The sequence below is a fragment of the Allobosea sp. GW821-FHT10B12 genome (assembly GCF_059415545.1).
Window position 1 is genome coordinate 24,782 of the sequence record NZ_JBWKNL010000007.1, and the last position, 15,882, is coordinate 40,663.

The window sequence follows — 15,882 nt, forward strand, 5'->3', positions numbered from 1 at the left end:
TCAGCCTCTCAGATGCGTTCGATGATCTTGTCGCCGAACAGGCCCTGCGGCCGGAACAGCAGGAAACCCAGGGCGATGAAGTAGGCGAGCCAGCTCTCGATACCGCCGCCGATCAGCGGGCCCCAGTAGAACTCGCCGAGCTTCTCGCCGATGCCGATGATCAGCCCGCCGACGATGGCGCCGGGGATCGAGGTGAAGCCGCCGAGGATCAGCACCGGCAGCGCCTTCAGCGCCACGATCTCGAGCGCGAAGGAGACGTCGGAGCGCGCACCCCACATGATGCCGGTGATCAGCGCGACGATGCCGGCTGTGAACCAGACGATCACCCAGATCTGGTTGAGCGAGATGCCGACCGAGAGCGCTGCCTTGTGGCTGTCGGCGACTGCCCGCAGGGCGCGGCCGATCCGGGTGTACTGGAAGAACAGCGCCAGCACGGCGATCATCAGCGAGGCGATGATGGCGGCGGCGATGTCGATCTTCTGCAGCGAGACGATGCCGCCAAGGATCTTCAGGTCGATCGCGCCCTTCGGTAGATAAAGCTGATCGGCGATCATCTGCTTGGGGCTGCCGCCGAAGACGGATTCGCCGAAGCCGATCAGGAAATAGGTGATCCCGAAGGTCGCCATGAACAGGATGATGTCGGGCTGGTTGACCAGCGGGCGCAGCACCACGCGCTCGATCGTCACGGCGAGGGCGAACATCACGCCGAGCGTCAGGATGACCGCAAGGAAGGCCGGCACCCCCTTCTCGTAGAGGCCAACCAGGGTCAGCGCCGCGAACACCACCATGATGCCCTGGGCGAAGTTGAAGACACCCGAGGCCTTGAAGATCAGCACGAAGCCGAGCGCGATCAGCGCATAGAGCACGCCGGAGACAAGACCTTCCCAGATTGTCTGGGCGAGTAGGTCCGGCGCCTGCGCCATCTGGTTGAACGGGTCGACGAAGATGGCGTGGATCGTGCCGGTCGGGTCGATGCGGGCGCCGATCAGCGCGGCGGCGATCAGCCCGATCACGATCAGGCCGGCCTTGATCCAGCCATTGGCGAGGAGATTGGGCGCGGGCTGCGCGGCGATGTCGCTCATGCGCTCATGTCCTTTGCGCTCTTGTCCTTGCTTGCGGCGGCCATCAGTGCGCCACTCCGAGATAGGCGTCGATCACGCGCTGGTCAGCCTTGACCTCGGCCGGCGTGCCGTCGGCGATCTTGCGGCCATATTCGAGCACGACGACACGGTCGGAGAGGTCCATGACGACCCCCATGTCGTGCTCGATCAAGGCGATGGTGGTGCCGAACTGGTTGTTCACGTCGAGGATGAAGCGGCACATGTCCTCCTTCTCCTCGAGGTTCATGCCGGCCATCGGCTCGTCGAGCAGCAGGAGTTCGGGCTCCATCGCCAGCGCCCGGCCGAGCTCGACCCGCTTCTGCAGGCCATAGGGCAATTTTCCGACCGGCAATTTGCGGATGTGCTGGATCTGCAGGAAGTCGATGATGTCCTCGACGACCTTGCGATGCTCGATCTCCTCGCTCATCGCCGGCCCGTGCCGCAGCGCCTGCCAGAAGAAGCCCTTGTGCATCTTGAGGGTGCGCCCGGTCATGATGTTGTCGAGCGTCGACATGCCCTTGAACAGGGCGACGTTCTGGAAGGTGCGGGCGATGCCGGCGGCGGCGGCCTGGTGCGGCCTGACCTTGGCGCGGCGCACGCCCTTATAGGTGATGCGGCCTTCCTGCGGGTGGTAGAAGCCGTTGATGCAGTTGAGCATCGAAGTCTTGCCGGCGCCGTTCGGGCCGATGATGGCGCGGATCTCGCCCTTGCGGATGTCGAAGGAAACGTCGGTGATCGCCTTCACGCCGCCGAAGCGCAGCGAGACGTTCTCGACCGAGAGCAGCACCTCGCCCTTATGCGTGACCGGCGCGCCGGCGACCGCCATGGAATGCGCGTTCATGCCGCCTCCTTCGCCGCAGGTGCCGTGACCGGATAGATCTTCGCATCGGCGACCTTGACGGTGGCCGAAATCACGCCCTTGCGGCCGTCCTCGAAGGTCACTTCCGTCGAGATGTCCGCTTGGGTCGAGCCGTTGTACAAAGCCTCGACCAGCGGCGCGTAGCGCTCGGCGATGAAGCCGCGCCGGACCTTCTGGGTGCGGGTGAGCTCGCCGTCGTCGGCATCGAGCTCCTTGTGCAGGATCAGGAAGCGCTTGATCTGGGCGCCGCCCATCATCGGCTCGACCGCGAGCGAGCGGTTCACCTCATCGACATGCTTGGCCATCATCTCGTAGACCTGCGGATGGCCGGCGAGCTCCTGATAGGAGGCATAGACGACATTGTTGCGCTCGGCCCAGTTGCCGACGGCGGTGAGGTCGATGTTGAGCGCGACGGTGGCGTAGTCGCGGCCCTGGCCGAAGGCGACGACCTCCTTGATGTTCGGATAGAACTTCAGCTTGTTCTCGATGTATTTCGGCGGGAAGAGGTCGCCGGAGTTGAGCTTGCCGACATCCTTGGCGCGATCGATGATCTTGAGGTGGCCGCTCTCGTCGAAGAAGCCGGCATCGCCCGAGCGGACATAGCCGTCCTCGGTCATCGTCTCGGCAGTCTTCTCGTCGTCCTTGTAGTAGCCGCGGAAGATCGAGGGCGAGCGGTAGAGCACCTCGCCATTGTCGGCGATCCTGATCTCGACCTGCGGCGCCGGCTTGCCGACAGTGTCGGCCTTGATCTCGCCGTCCGGCTGCATGGTGATGTAGACGCCGGCCTCGGTCTGTCCGTAGAGCTGCTTCAGGTTGACGCCGATCGAGCGGTAGAAGCGGAAGAGCTCGGGCCCGATCGCCTCGCCCGCGGTATAGCCGACCTTGATGTTGGTCAGGCCGAAGCGGTTGCGCAAAGGTGCGTAGATGATGATGTCGCCGAGCTTGTAGAGCAGGCGGGCGGACAGCGGCACCGGCTCGCCGTTCAGGATCTTCTCGCCATGCTGCTTGGCCACCCCGAGGAAGTAGTGGAAGAGCTTCCGCATCAGCGGGCCGGCATCCTCCATGCGCACCATGGTCAGGGTCAGCATGGTCTCGAAGACGCGCGGCGGCGCGAAGGCATAGGTGGTGCCGATCTCGCGGCGGTCGTCGACGACTGTCTCGGGCCCTTCCGGGCAGTTGACGCAGAAACCGGCAATGATCGCCTGCGCATAGGAGAAGACGTGGTCGCCGACCCAGGCGATCGGCAGATAGGCGATGATCTCGTCGTTCTCGTTCAGCCCGTCGAAGCTGCAGCCGATCTCGGCGGCGGTGATGACGTTGAAATGCGTCAGCATCACCCCCTTGGGCCGCCCGGTCGTACCGGAGGTGTAGAGGATGATGGCGAGGTCGGAGCCGACGCCCTGTTCCATCTCGCGGTCATGCGCGGCTGAGATGGCGGCGTCCTTGAGCGCGGCGCGCCCGGCTTCGATCACGTCGCCGATATCGTGCAGCTTGGCGTGGTCGTAGTCGCGCAGGCCGCGCGGCTCGTCATAGAGCATGTGGCGCAGGTTCGGCAGTCGCTCGACGACGGAAAGGACCTTGTCGACCTGCTCCTGATCCTGCACGCAGGCGAAGACCGCCCCGGCATGGTCGAGCACATAGGCCATCTCGTCGGCGACGCTGTCGGCATAGACCGGGACAGGAATCGCGCCGAGCCATTGCGCCGCGGCCATCGACCAATAGAGGCGCGGGCGGTTGTAGCCGATGATTGCAACCTTCTCGCCGCGCTTCAGTCCGAGCTGCTCGAACCCCCTCGCATAGGCGCGGACCTGCTCGGCGACCTCGGCCCAAGTCCAGGACTGCCAGATGCCGAGATCCTTGTGACGGAAGGCCGTGCGTGCGCCGCGCTCCCGCGCATTGCGCAGCACGAGCTTGGGAAAGGTATCCGCCACGCCGGCGGCTGCGCTTGCCACGATCGTCGTCTCCACCCTGTCGCCCCGTCTGTCGCGGGTTTGCCGGGGCCCAAGGCCCTTTTGCGATCATGCAAGCTTTGCAGGTGGCTCGGCGCTGTGCAAGAAGCCACTTGACAGACAAGATGGATTTGAGGCGCTATTGTCCCGCCGAGGTTCGACTTGGCCTTCAGCCCCGCGGTCGGCCGGGCAGCGCTTCCCGACATCGCAAGGCTAGCAGGCGCCCGGTTTTCACCGGGCCGGCGCAGTATTTTCGACTGCGTACGCAGATCGATGGTTCGGCGCGAGGACCGGCCGATGCGTGCTCTTGCCTCGATCACGATCGCGATGCTGCTCGCTGCGGGCGCGAGCGAAACGCGCGCGCATCGTGCGCCGGGCGGCTGGGACTACCCGTTCGAGTGCTGCTCCGAGGCCGATTGCGCGCGGATCGATCCAAGCGAGGTGCGGGAGACCCCGGCCGGCTACGTCGTGACGATCATGCCGGGCCGGCATCCGATGTGGGCCAGCGAGCGCCGCCAGCCGGCCGTGCTCGACATCCCCTATCAGAAGGCCCGCCTCTCGCCTGACGGCTTCTTCCATCTGTGCATGAACGATGCAGGGGAGTTGCTGTGCTTCTATTCGCCAGGTGGAGGATCGTAGCGCTGTAGTCGGCAATGGGTGATCAGCAGACATTCCGCTTGACGATGAACATGGGGAGCGAGAGTGTCGCAGGGCATGCTCAGGAACCGGACCCTTTGCGACCGACGCCGACGCCGCTTCACCCAAGCGGCGGCTTCTTGGCTGCGCGTCGATCAGCGTCCTTCCGCGTGACGGCCTCACTCTAGGCCCCCACCCGCCGGAGCGACCCCGGCCCGCATTCCTGAACCCCCGCAGCCCTCGGCTCCGGGGGTTTTCTTTTGCCCGAACCCCAGAAGGACACCACCATGAGCATTCGCGTCGGCATTGTCGGGATCAGCGGTTTTGGCGGCGGCGAGGCGCTGCGCCTGGTCGCGAGTCATCCTTCCTTCGAGCTCGTCTACGCCGCAGGCGAGAGCAGCGCCGGCAGCCGTTTGGCGGACCGCTTCCCCGGTGTGCCGGCCAAGCTGGCCGAACTGGTGATCGAGAAATGGGACCCTGCGGCTCTGCCGAAGCTCGACGTACTGTTCGCGTCGCTGCCAACGGGCGCCTCGGCCGAGGCGCTGTCACGCGTCCCAAAGGACGTGAAAATCGTCGATATCGGCGGCGACCACCGCTACGTCGAGGGTTGGGCTTATGGCCTGGCCGACGTCTGGCCTGCGGAGATCGAGGGCCAGACCCGCGTCGCCAACCCCGGCTGCTTTCCCGCTGCGACGTTGAACGCGCTGGCACCGTTGCTGGCCAGCAAGCTGGTGGAGCCGGGCAATATCGTGATCGACGTCAAGACCGGCATCTCCGGCGCCGGCCGGGGTGGTGACAGCAAGTTCGGCTACGCCGAGAGCAATGAGAACCTGGTGCCCTACGGGCTGCTCAAGCACACCCACATGCCCGAGATCGCCAAGACGATCGAGCGGCTGAGTGGCAGCAGCGCGGCCGGGCTGGTATTCACACCGCATCTGGTGCCGATGACCCGCGGCATACTCGCCACCATTTATTGTCGCGGCCGCGCCACCACGGACCAGTGCCTGGACGCAGCGCGGCGCTTCTACGCCGGGCGCTCCTTCGTCCGCGTGACCGACAAGCCGCCGCAGACCAAATGGGCGACCGGCTCGAACCTCGCCTTTGTCAGCTATGCGGCCGATCCGGAGCGAAACCTGGTGATCGCGATGGGCGTGGTCGACAACCTCGGCAAGGGAGCGGCCGGCCAGGCGGTGCAGAATGCAAACCTGATCTGCGGCCTGCCGGAAACTGCAGGGTTGGACGGCGCGCCTATTTGGCCATGATGAAGGCGGGCCTCCAGGCAGCTATTCAATCTGCTTCGTAGGTCTGCTCAGGGTCGCAAGCCGACATTCCGCCTCCCTGGCCCAGCCTACGCAATCGGCTGCGTCGCGCCCGCTCCGAGCGATCTTTGCACCATGACGCTGTCGGACCATTTGCCGTAGCGATAGGCGACGCCGGGCAGCAGGCCGACGCGAACGAAGCCGAAGCGCTCGTGCAAGGCCAGCGAAGCGCCGTTCTCGGCGTCGATATAGCCGATCATCTGGCGAAAGCCGGCGGCGGCGCAGGCGTCGATCAGCGCCTGCATCAGGAGCCGGCCGACGCCGCGGCCGAGATGCTCGTGATGAACGTAGATCGAGTGCTTCACGGTGAAGCGATAGGCGGGCCGTTTGCGGAACAGCACGACATAGGCATAGCCGACGACTTCGCCGCCGCGGGTCGCGACCAGATGCGGCAGCTTGCGGCTGCGCAGGTTCTTGCGCCGGTCTTTCAGATCGTCGGGCTGCGGCGTCCCGGTGTCCTCGACGCCGGCCTCGATGCCATGGCGGATATGCCGGCGATAAATCGCCAGCATCGGCTCGACATCGTTGTCGCGCGAGGGGCGGATGGTGATGGGTAGCTCGGTCTCCATGCGGCGTCGCGACCCTCAACCCTGCGCCTGCTCACTGACGACATAGGTATGGAGCCGTACCCGCCCCTCGGCATCGGTCTCGCGATAGACGCCCTGGATCTCGACGTCGAAGCCGGGGAAGGCGTTGAAGCTCGCCTCGAACATCTTGAGATAGTCGATCATCGGCTTGGCCCGCTTGGTCAGGCGCTCACCGGGAACGATGGTGGCGATGCCCGGCGGATAGACGACGAAGGGCGTCGTCGCGATCCGGCCTGCGATCGCGTCGATCGGCAGATATTCGACATCGTTGCGCGTCAGGCAGCGCGCCGCATCATGCGGCGACATCGCCATCTCCGGCAGATGCTCGGGCGAGAACTGCCGGTTCTGCAGCCCGCTGACGTCGTGCTCGCGGAAGAAGCGATGCATCTGCCCGCACAGGTCGCGCAGGCGCACGCCGGCATAGCGGCCCGGCCGGCGCCGGTAGAATTCGGGAATGGCCTCTTCCAGCAAAGCGTTGTCGTCGTGCAGCTTCTTGAAGGCGACGAGCCCGCTGATCAGCGTGCCGGCCTTGCTGGCCTCGACGCCTGGCGTCAGCAGGAAGAGCAGCGAGTTGAGATCGTTCTTCTCGGCGACGATCCGGTTCTCGCGCAGGAACTGGGCGACGATCGGCGCGGGGATGCCATGCTCGGCATAGGCGCCGGTCTCGCGATCGAAGCCGGGCGTCAGCAGTGTCAGCTTGTTGGGGTCGGTGATGGCGAAGCCCGGCTCCATCTGCGAAAAGCCGTGCCAGCCGGCATCGGGCGCGAGCTGCCAATAGGCCGGATTGCTGGCGAGCTGGTCGGTCGCGACCATTTCCCAGGCGACGTCATGGACGGCGCCCTCGCGCGCGGCGTCGGCGATGCTGACCCGGTCCGGCACGAAAGGTTCGAAGAACCAGCGCCGCTCGGGCTTCGTCTCCTTCTCCTCGAATTCGCGGCGCACAGCCCGAATCTTCTTGCGCAGCTCGATGCCGAGCCGGATCGTGTCGTCCCAGAGCACTTCGCCGGAACGGCCCTTCATCATCTGTGCGCCGACATCGAGCGAGGCGAACAGCGGATAGAACGGCGAGGTCGAGGCATACTGCATGAAGCTCTCGTTGAAGCGCCGGTGCTCGACCCGCCGCTTCTGGCCCTTGATGTGCCGGTCCTTGATATGGATCTGCGAGGCCTGGCTGAAACTCGCGAGCTGCTTGTGGGTCGATTGCGTCGCGATGATGCCCGGCGAGTCCGGCCCCAGGCCCGTCAGCCCCATGGCGAAGCGCCCGGCATAGAGCGGGTGGAACTTCATGAAGCCGGCCCAGGCCTCGTCGAAGAGGATGTACTCGCAGAGATGGCCGATCCTATCGAGGATCATCTGGGCCGAGTGGATCGTGCCGTCATAGGTGCACTGCTCGACCACGGCGACGCGGAACGGCCGCGGCTTCTTCCAGGCCTCGGGGTCCGTGACCAGCGGATTGGTACGGATCCGCTCGCGCAACGCCTCCTCGTCGAAGCTCTCCCAGCGCATCGGGCCGATCAGGCCCCAGGCATTGCGCGCGGTCGGGATGTAGACCGGGATACCGCCGGCGATCAGCAGCGCGCCGTGATGGGCGGCCTTGTGGTTGTTGCGGTCGAACAGGACGAGATCGCCATCGGTGACGAGCGCGGCGAGCGCGACCTTGTTCGAGGTCGAGGTGCCATTCAGGACGAAATAGGTCTTCTCCGCCCCGAAGATCTGCGCCGCTTCCTTCTGCGCCTTCAGGGCCGGGCCCTCATGGGTCAGGAGGTCGCCGAGATCGAGCACGGAGTTGTCGAGATCGTCGCGGAAGACCGCCTCGCCGAGATGCTCCATGAACACCCGGCCGATCGGGCTGCGGCTGTAGAACACGCCGCCATTATGGCCTGGGCAGGTCCAGAGATGGTTGCCTTCCTCGGCATAGTCGACAAGCGCGCCAAAGAACGGCGTCTTCAGCGTCTCGGCATATTGCTTGAGGCGGCTGATCAGGCTCTTGGCGATGAAAGGCGGCGTTTCCTCCGAGAGAAAGATGTAGCCGTCGATGAAGTCGAGCACCTCGACCGGCACGTCCTCGAAGCGCTTGCGGCGGATCAAGAGGATGATCGGGAAATCCAGCCCGCGCCGGCGCATCAGGTTGATCAGCGCCGCGGTCTTGCCTTCCAGCCCCTTCTTGCCCCAGTCGACCACCATGCAGCCGATGGCGGCGTCGGTCTGGACCGCGATCTCGGCATCCTCGAGCTTGCGCGCCTTGACCACCTCGAAGCCCGACCGCTCGATCTCCTCGATGATCTGGTTGAAGCGGATGCCTTCGAGATCCTCGGCATCGAAGTTCGGCGTCGCGAACAGGAAGGTGAAGCGCCTGAAATAGTCCATGCCGGCTCCGCTGGGCGTGAACCGGCAGCATTGGGCGATTTATGCGACAATTCGGCGACCATGGAGCCGGCTAGGTTCGGATCGCGCCGTCGCTCTGAAGGGTATGGGTGGAAGCGGACGCACCGCATCCAGCCAGGGATCGTGAGCTTGACCGCTGCAGGCCGGGAGCCCGACAAAGAGCGATCCAGGCACCGAGCGAGATGGCAGCTCCGAGATGCTACGCCTCCACTATTATCCCGGGTTCATCAGCCTCGCCACGCACATCGTCATCGAAGAGATGGGCCTGGACTATCAACTGTCGTTCGTGAATCTTCACAAAGGGCCGAACAAGAGCCCGTCTTACCTCGCGCTGCATCCCGACGGCCTCGTTCCCGTCCTGGAAGACGGCGATCTGGTTCTCTACGAGAGCGTCGCCATCATCCTTCATCTCCTCGAAATGAAGGGTGGAACGTCGCTACTGCCGGAGCAGGGCAGCGCTCTCAGGCCGCAGTTCTACAAATGGCTCATGTGGCTTTCGACCGCTTTGCACGCCAATCTGTCGCTCTATCTGCACCCCAACAAGGTTGCGGCCTCCGCGGAAGCGCAAGCGGAAGTGAGAGACGCGGCCGAGCAACGCGTGAACGCCCAGTTCGACCGCGTCGAGGACGAGTTGGCGCGGCACGGCGGCGCCTGGTTCCTGGGCGACAGCTACACGGCCGCGGACGCCTATCTCTTCACGCTCGCCCGCTGGTCGCGCGGCATGCGTCGGCCTGCGGCCAGTCGACCGCAACTGGGCGCTTATCTGCAACGCATGATCGCGCGGCCCGCCGTGCAGCGCGCCCATGCGCAGGAGCACATCCCGCAGCCATGGGTCTGAGGCTTCAAGGCCTCGTAAGCAGACATCGCTTCCAGCGAACGCCGTCTACCCTTCATACCTTGCCAGCCGCTCCAGATCCAAGATCGTCACCTCGTTGTGGCCGACCTCGACGAGGCCGAGCTCGGCGAGTCTGGCGAGGCTCTGATTGGCCATCTGCCGGGAGATGCCGGCGAGCAGGCCGAGCTCCTCCTGCGAGATCGTCAGGGTCCGCTCGTTGTTCGGATAGAGGATCGGGTTGAACAGCCAGGCGAGGTTGCGGGCGAGGCGGCCGGTCGCCCCGAGCATGCGGTCGTATTCGGCGAGCCCGATGAACTGGGCGAGGCGCTCGTTGAACTGGTGGACCAGGAAGCGGTTGAAGGCGGCCGAGTGCTCGAACAGCCAGAGGAAGGTCTGGCGCCGCATCAGCGCGACTTTGCTCTCGCGCAGGGCGACGAGATCGTAGCGCCGCGCCTCGTTCTTGATGATCGTGCCCTCGCCGAACCAGGCACCGCCGCGCAAGCCGGCAAGCGTCGCCGATTTGCCGCTGCGCGAAGTGGTGCTCATCTTCAGCAGGCCGTCGGCGACACCGGTCCAGGATTCGAGCCGGTCGCCGACATGGCAGACATAGGCGCCCTTGCCATAGGCCTTGATGCTGGTGCCGCGCCTGGCTTCCTCGAACTCCTCTGGCGTCAGGTCGTTCGACCAGGCGGCGATGCGGCGCAGCTCGTCCTCTGAAATCAAAGCTCGCCGGCCTTTCGGTTCAAGCGGATGGCGCCACTATGCGGCCGGCTTCATCGCAAACTCAAGTTGCGCCGGCCATGCCGGCGAACCGCCATCCGCGTCGTGCGTTTCCTCGGCAATGAGGAAGGAGCAGGACATGCAGGATGCAGTTCGCGCCGGCGACCACCATCCCGCCGTCAGTCACGCCACCATCGAAATCGACGGGATCGAGATATTCTATCGCGAGGCCGGGCCGCGCGGTGCGCCGGTGCTGCTTCTGCCGCACGGCTATCCCTGCTCGTCCTACGAGTTCCGGAACCTCATGCCGGCATTGTCCGATCGCTGGCATCTGGTCGCGCCGGACTATCCCGGCTTCGGCTACAGCGCGACGCCGCAGGGGTTCAGCTACGACTATGAGGGCTATTCGCAGCTGCTCGAACGCTTCGCCGACCGCCTCGGCCTGAAGCGCTTTGCGCTCTACCTGCACGATTACGGCACCTGGATCGGGCTCAAGCTCGCAAGGCGCACGCCCGAGCGCATCACCGGGCTGATCATCCAGAACGGCGACATCTACGAGGATGCGCTCGGGCCGAAATACGAGGGGATGAAGGAATACTGGCGCAAGCCCACGCCCGAAGGCCGCAAGAAGCTCGAGGGTGCGGTGAGCGAGGAGGGGTTTCGCGAGGAGTTCCTCAACGAGGTCCGGCCGGAGATCGCCGGTCGTATCCCGCCCGATCTCTGGAAACTGCACTGGCCATTGATGAATACGCCGAAGCGCCGGGCGATCAGCGTCGGCCTGATGGAGGTCTGGAAGGAGAATTTTGACTGGTTCCCGCGTTACCAGGCTTATCTGCGCGAGCATCAGCCGCCGACGCTGATCGTCTGGGGGCCGCAGGACGGCTACATGCCGGAGACGTCGGCGCGCGCCTATCTGCGCGACCTGCCGCACGCCGAGCTGCATCTGCTCGACGGCGGCCACTGGCTGCTGGAGACTAATCTCACCGAGGTCGTCGCGCTGATCCGGCCCTTCCTCGGCCGACTGGAAAATCCCGAGCGCCAGCGCCTCACAGCCTGATCGCGGCGGCGAGCGAGAGAAGCAGCAGCGCGGCAAAGATCAGGTTGACGATGCGGTTGCTTTTAGGGTGGTGGAACAGTCCGGTCAGGCCCGAGCCGGCGAGCAGCCAGCTGATGTTGACCATGGCGATCACGAGGAAAAGCAGGCCGATCTTGACGCCCGCATCGACCGCCGGCTGCTGCGGCAGCAGGGCGAGCCCGGAAAACAGGGCCGCCATCGCGGCATAGCCCTTGGGATTGACCAGCGAGAGCGCAAAGCCTGCGGCGAAGGAAGGAGCGGCTGCATCGCCCTTCGCCTCGGCGAGCGGCGGCGCCGTCGCAATGCGGAAGGCGAGGTAGAGGAAGTAGAGCGCCGCCAGAATGGTGACGACCGGAGCGAGCCCCGGCAGTGCCAGGATGACCGCGACGACGCCGCTCGCGGTCAGGGCCATCACTGCGAGCATGCCGAACGTAATGCCGGCGCCATAGCCGAGGCCACGGCGGATGCCGAAGGCAGCCCCGGTCGCCGTCAGGCTCAGCGTCGCGGGGCCGGGGCTGCCGGTCAGAGCGATGCCGGCGAGGAGGAATCCGGCCAGTCCGTCCATGATGTCCTCCACACATCGCCTTGCAGCGAGTGCGAAGAAAAGCGGCTGGGGCGCCGCCGGTCTTGAACGTTCGTGCGGCTATTCCGCCGCCCGTGGCATCGCCAACGCTTCGGCCGAGCCGTCGCGCAGGCGCTTGAGCAATTCCGCTTCCTCGGCCTTGGCGGCGGTGAGGTGGCGCTCCTTGACGTGGCCGAAGCCGCGGATCTTCTCGGGAATCGCGGCCAGCGCAACGCAGAGCGCATGGTTCTGCGGCGTCAGCTTGCCCAGGATCCCGGCGACCAGCGCCTCGTAATCGGCGATCAGCTTGCGCTCGGTTTTGCGTTCAGCGGTGTACCCGAACACGTCGAGGGCGGTGCCGCGCAGGCCCTTCAGCTTGGCGAGCAGGCCGAAAGCGCCCAGCATCCACGGCCCAAAACTCATCTTGCGCGGCAGGCCGGTATTGGGATCGCGCTTCGCCAGCAGCGGCGGAGCGAGGTGGAATTCGAGGCGGAGCGGCTGGCCCGAGGCGCTGTCCTTCTCGAAGGTCGCGGCGAGCTGCTTCCGGAAAGCGCCGTCGCTGTAGAGCCGGGCGACCTCGTATTCGTCCTTGTAGGCCATCAGCTTGAAGAGATAGCGCGCGACGGCTTCCGCCAGGGCGGTCTGGCCGGGCAGGACGCTCGCTTCCTTGGCGCGGACGGTCTCGACGAGATCGCGATAGCGCGCCGCATAGGCGGCGTTCTGGTAGCCGGCGAGGAAATCGACGCGGCGGGCGACGATCTCGTCGAGGCTCTGCGAGATCTGGCGGGCGTCCGTCGGCGCCTTGGCCTCGGCGAGCGCCGCGAGCAGGGCAGCCGGATCATGCGCGGCGCGGCGGCCGAGCTCGAAGGCCTGCCTGTTCATCGCCACGGCTTCGCCGTTGAGCTCGATCGCCCGCAGCAGCGATGCCCGCGAGAGCGGTACGCCGCCATGCTGCCAGGCATAGCCGAGCATGAACATGTTGGCGGCGATGGCATTGCCGAGGAAGGAGACGGCTGCGGCCGTCGCATCGACGAGATGGGTCTTGTCGCGGCCGGAGGCCGAGACGATCGCCCGCTTCAGCCGCTCGGTCGGCAGCGAGAAATCGGCATTCCGCGTGAAGTCGCCCGGCAGGCTTTCTGCGGTGTTGACCACCACGGTCGAGCCGGGACGGATCGCGCCCAGCACTTTCTTCGAACCGGTGACGGTGAGGTCGCAGCCGAGCACGAGGTCGGCCTGGCCGGCGGCGACGCGGATGGCGTGGATCTCCTCCGGCGTCGGGGCGAGACGGACATGGCTGAAGACGGCGCCGCCCTTCTGGGCGAGGCCGGCCATGTCGATCATGCCGCAGCCCTTGCCTTCGAGATGCGCGGCCATGCCGAGGATCGCACCGATGGTGACGACGCCGGTGCCGCCGACGCCGGTGACGACGACCGCAAAGTTGCGATCGAGCGCTGGCACCTTGGGCTCAGGCAGGTCGCTAGAGCCGAGCGCGGAGGCGTCGAGCGTGCGCGGCTCCGCCTTTTTCGGCCGTGCGCCATGCACGGTAACGAAGGAAGGGCAAAAACCCTTCACGCAGGAAAAGTCCTTGTTGCAGTTCGATTGGTCGATCTGGCGCTTGCGGCCGAACTCGGTCTCGAGCGGCTGCACCGAGACGCAGTTCGACTTCACTCCGCAATCGCCGCAGCCCTCGCAGACCAGCTCGTTGACGATGACGCGCTTGTCCGGGTCGGGATAGGCGCCGCGCTTGCGCCGGCGGCGCTTCTCGGTGGCACAGGTCTGGTCGTAGAGCAGCAGCGAGACGCCCGTCGCGGTCGCAAGCTCGCGCTGGACGGCGTCGAGATCGTCGCGATGGTGCAAGGTGGTGCCGGGGGGCCAGAGTGTGCCGGCCGGGTACTTGTCGGGATCGTCGGAGACGACCGCGATGCGCGAGACGCCTTCGGCCGCGACCTGGCGCGCCATCTGGTCGGGCGAGAGATGCCCTTCCGCCTGCTGGCCGCCGGTCATCGCGACGGCGTCGTTGTAGAGCAGCTTGTAGGTGATGTTGACGCCGGAGGCGACGGCCCAGCGGATCGCGAGCGAGCCGGAATGGGTGTAGGTGCCGTCGCCGAGATTCTGGAAGACATGGCCACGTTTCGAGAACGGCGCTTCGCCGACCCAGTTGGCGCCTTCGCCGCCCATCTGGGTGAAGCCGGCGGTGTCGCGATCCATCCACTGCACCATGTAGTGGCAGCCGATGCCGGCATAGGCGCGCGAGCCCTCGGGCACGACGGTCGAGGAATTGTGCGGGCAGCCCGAGCAGAAATAGGGCGTGCGCTTGGCGACTTCCTGCGCCTCGGCGAGGCGGCCCTGCGCAGCAGCGATCTCTTCCAGCCGGGCGCGCAAGGCGGCGTCATCGCGATACTGCAGCAGGCGGGCGCCGAGCGCGATGGCGATGTCGTTGGGATCGAGCGCGCCATGGACCGGGAAGAGCCACTCGCCCTGTTCGTCCTTCTTGCCGACCACCATGGGCTGGTGCGCGGTGCCGTAGAGCTCCTCGCGCAGCTGCACCTCGATCAGCGAGCGCTTCTCTTCGACGACCATGACGAGGTCGAGGCCATCAGCGAACGCCTTCAGCTCCTGCGGATCGAGCGGCCAGGGGCAGGCGATCTTGAACAGGCGGATGCCGAGATCATTGGCGCGGACCTCGTCGAGGCCGAGCTCCTCCAGCGCCTGGCGTACGTCGAGATAAGATTTGCCGACGGTGATGATGCCGATGCGCGGCGCCTGTCCGCCCGAGAGGATGGTCTGGTTGAGCTTGTTGGCGCGCAGATAGGCGAAGATCGCGGCGCGCTTGTGCAGATGGAGGCGCTTTTCCTGATCGAGGAAGTCGAGCTCCCGGCGGATGCTGAGGCCGCCGGGCGGCATGACGAAATCATCGGGGATCGCGATGCTGACCCGCTCGACCGAGCCGTCGACCGAGGCGGTCGATTCGATGTTGTCCTTGACGCATTTGAGGCCAACCCAGACGCCGGCGAAGCGCGAGAGCGCAAAGCCGTGCAGGGAATAGTCCATGATCTCCTGGACGCCGGCCGGATTCAGGATCGGCATCATCCGGTCGACCAGGACGAACTCGGTCTGGTGGGCGTTGGTCGAGCTTTCGGCGGTGTGATCGTCGCCGAGCAGGCAGAGCACGCCGCCATGGCGCGAGGTGCCGGCCATGTTGCCATGGCGAAAGACGTCGCCGGTGCGGTCGACGCCCGGGCCCTTGCCGTACCAGAGCGCGAAGACGCCGTCATATTTGCCCTCGCCGGAGAGCTCAGCTTGCTGCGTGCCCCAGATCGCGGTGGCGGCGAGGTCCTCATTGAGCCCGGGCTGGAAGACGATATTGGCGGGCTTGAGCTGCTTGCCGGCGCGGGCGAGCTGCTGGTCGAGCCCGCCGAGCGGCGAGCCGCGATAGCCGGAGACGAAGCCGGCGGTGTTCAAGCCGGCACGCCGGTCGCGCTCATGCTGGGTGAGCAGCATGCGGGCGATGGCCTGCGTGCCGGTCAGGAAGATCTGCTGCTTGGAGAGGTCGTATTTGTCGTCGAGCGCGACCGTCCTGAGCTCGGGCTCTCCGGTTGCGGCGCCCTGCGAAGTCTGCTGCGTACCGGCCATGGCCGACCTCCCGACGATCGCATATCCATCGACTATAGGGACCGGTAGCGCCGGTCTCCAATTCGTTATTATGTCAGCAAGGCTGTCATAACTGACGTGATATCGTCAAATCACCCTGGGGTGATTCCAGAGTGGTGATGCCGCCTGCGCCGCGATTTGGCCGCCTTTGCGGGCGATGCCGGCAGGGCTCTCGGCACGAGATTGCAAGGGTAGGCGCGCAAG

General features: G+C 65.7%; 12 protein-coding genes. 4 read left to right on the forward strand and 8 right to left on the reverse strand.

The window, feature by feature from the left end:
* Positions 1–8 precede the first annotated feature (8 nt).
* The 3 genes from AC07O0_RS22425 to AC07O0_RS22435 all read right to left on the reverse strand — a co-directional run bounded on the left by AC07O0_RS22425 (position 9) and on the right by AC07O0_RS22435 (position 3,914).
* Complete coding sequence (locus tag AC07O0_RS22425; protein ID WP_494626281.1) at positions 9–923, reverse strand: branched-chain amino acid ABC transporter permease; 915 nt, start codon at positions 921–923, stop codon at positions 9–11.
* Between the two features lie 202 nt (positions 924–1,125).
* Entirely contained in the window at positions 1,126–1,941 is an 816-nt protein-coding gene (locus AC07O0_RS22430) for an ABC transporter ATP-binding protein (protein WP_494625900.1), read from the reverse strand.
* Entirely contained in the window at positions 1,938–3,914 is a 1,977-nt protein-coding gene (locus tag AC07O0_RS22435) for an AMP-dependent synthetase/ligase (protein ID WP_494626283.1), read from the reverse strand. The genes AC07O0_RS22430 and AC07O0_RS22435 overlap by 4 nt, the downstream gene beginning before the upstream one ends.
* A 291-nt stretch (positions 3,915–4,205) precedes the next feature.
* Between AC07O0_RS22435 and AC07O0_RS22440 the strand changes: the two genes are divergently transcribed.
* Both AC07O0_RS22440 and argC read left to right on the forward strand, forming a co-directional pair.
* Positions 4,206–4,547: a hypothetical protein gene (locus AC07O0_RS22440; protein WP_494625901.1), complete on the forward strand. Its 342-nt coding sequence runs from the start codon at positions 4,206–4,208 to the stop codon at positions 4,545–4,547.
* A 284-nt stretch (positions 4,548–4,831) separates the two neighbouring features.
* Positions 4,832–5,806, forward strand: coding sequence for an N-acetyl-gamma-glutamyl-phosphate reductase (argC, locus tag AC07O0_RS22445; RefSeq protein ID WP_494625902.1), 975 nt, complete (start codon positions 4,832–4,834; stop codon positions 5,804–5,806).
* An 86-nt stretch (positions 5,807–5,892) separates the two neighbouring features.
* On the opposite strand, the gene AC07O0_RS22450 is transcribed toward argC, so the two are convergent.
* Positions 5,893–6,432 (reverse strand): GNAT family N-acetyltransferase, encoded by a 540-nt coding sequence (locus tag AC07O0_RS22450; RefSeq protein ID WP_494625903.1) that lies wholly within the window; start codon positions 6,430–6,432, stop codon positions 5,893–5,895.
* Between the two features lie 15 nt (positions 6,433–6,447).
* Positions 6,448–8,817, reverse strand: a complete 2,370-nt coding sequence (locus tag AC07O0_RS22455) for an Orn/Lys/Arg family decarboxylase (protein WP_494625904.1) — start codon at positions 8,815–8,817, stop codon at positions 6,448–6,450.
* A 214-nt stretch (positions 8,818–9,031) separates the two neighbouring features.
* Here AC07O0_RS22455 and AC07O0_RS22460 point away from each other — a divergent pair, with 214 nt between their 5' ends.
* Positions 9,032–9,673 carry a glutathione S-transferase family protein gene (locus AC07O0_RS22460; RefSeq protein ID WP_494625905.1) on the forward strand — a complete coding sequence of 214 codons (642 nt, stop codon included), beginning with the start codon at positions 9,032–9,034 and terminating at the stop codon, positions 9,671–9,673.
* 45 nt (positions 9,674–9,718) lie between these two features.
* Here AC07O0_RS22460 and AC07O0_RS22465 read toward each other — a convergent pair whose 3' ends face one another.
* Entirely contained in the window at positions 9,719–10,393 is a 675-nt protein-coding gene (locus AC07O0_RS22465; protein WP_494625906.1) for a Crp/Fnr family transcriptional regulator, read from the reverse strand.
* Between the two features lie 136 nt (positions 10,394–10,529).
* On the opposite strand from AC07O0_RS22465, the gene AC07O0_RS22470 reads away from it, so the two are divergent.
* A complete protein-coding gene (locus AC07O0_RS22470; protein ID WP_494625907.1) occupies positions 10,530–11,447 on the forward strand; it encodes an alpha/beta fold hydrolase in 918 nt (305 codons plus the stop codon).
* Here the strand turns inward: AC07O0_RS22470 and AC07O0_RS22475 are convergent.
* Together AC07O0_RS22475 and AC07O0_RS22480 are read right to left on the reverse strand one after the other, a co-directional pair.
* A complete protein-coding gene (locus tag AC07O0_RS22475) occupies positions 11,437–12,030 on the reverse strand; it encodes a LysE family translocator (RefSeq protein WP_494625908.1) in 594 nt (197 codons plus the stop codon). The genes AC07O0_RS22470 and AC07O0_RS22475 overlap by 11 nt on opposite strands.
* A 78-nt stretch (positions 12,031–12,108) precedes the next feature.
* Positions 12,109–15,660 (reverse strand): indolepyruvate ferredoxin oxidoreductase family protein, encoded by a 3,552-nt coding sequence (locus tag AC07O0_RS22480; RefSeq protein WP_494625909.1) that lies wholly within the window; start codon positions 15,658–15,660, stop codon positions 12,109–12,111.
* Between the last annotated feature and the right edge of the window lie 222 nt (positions 15,661–15,882).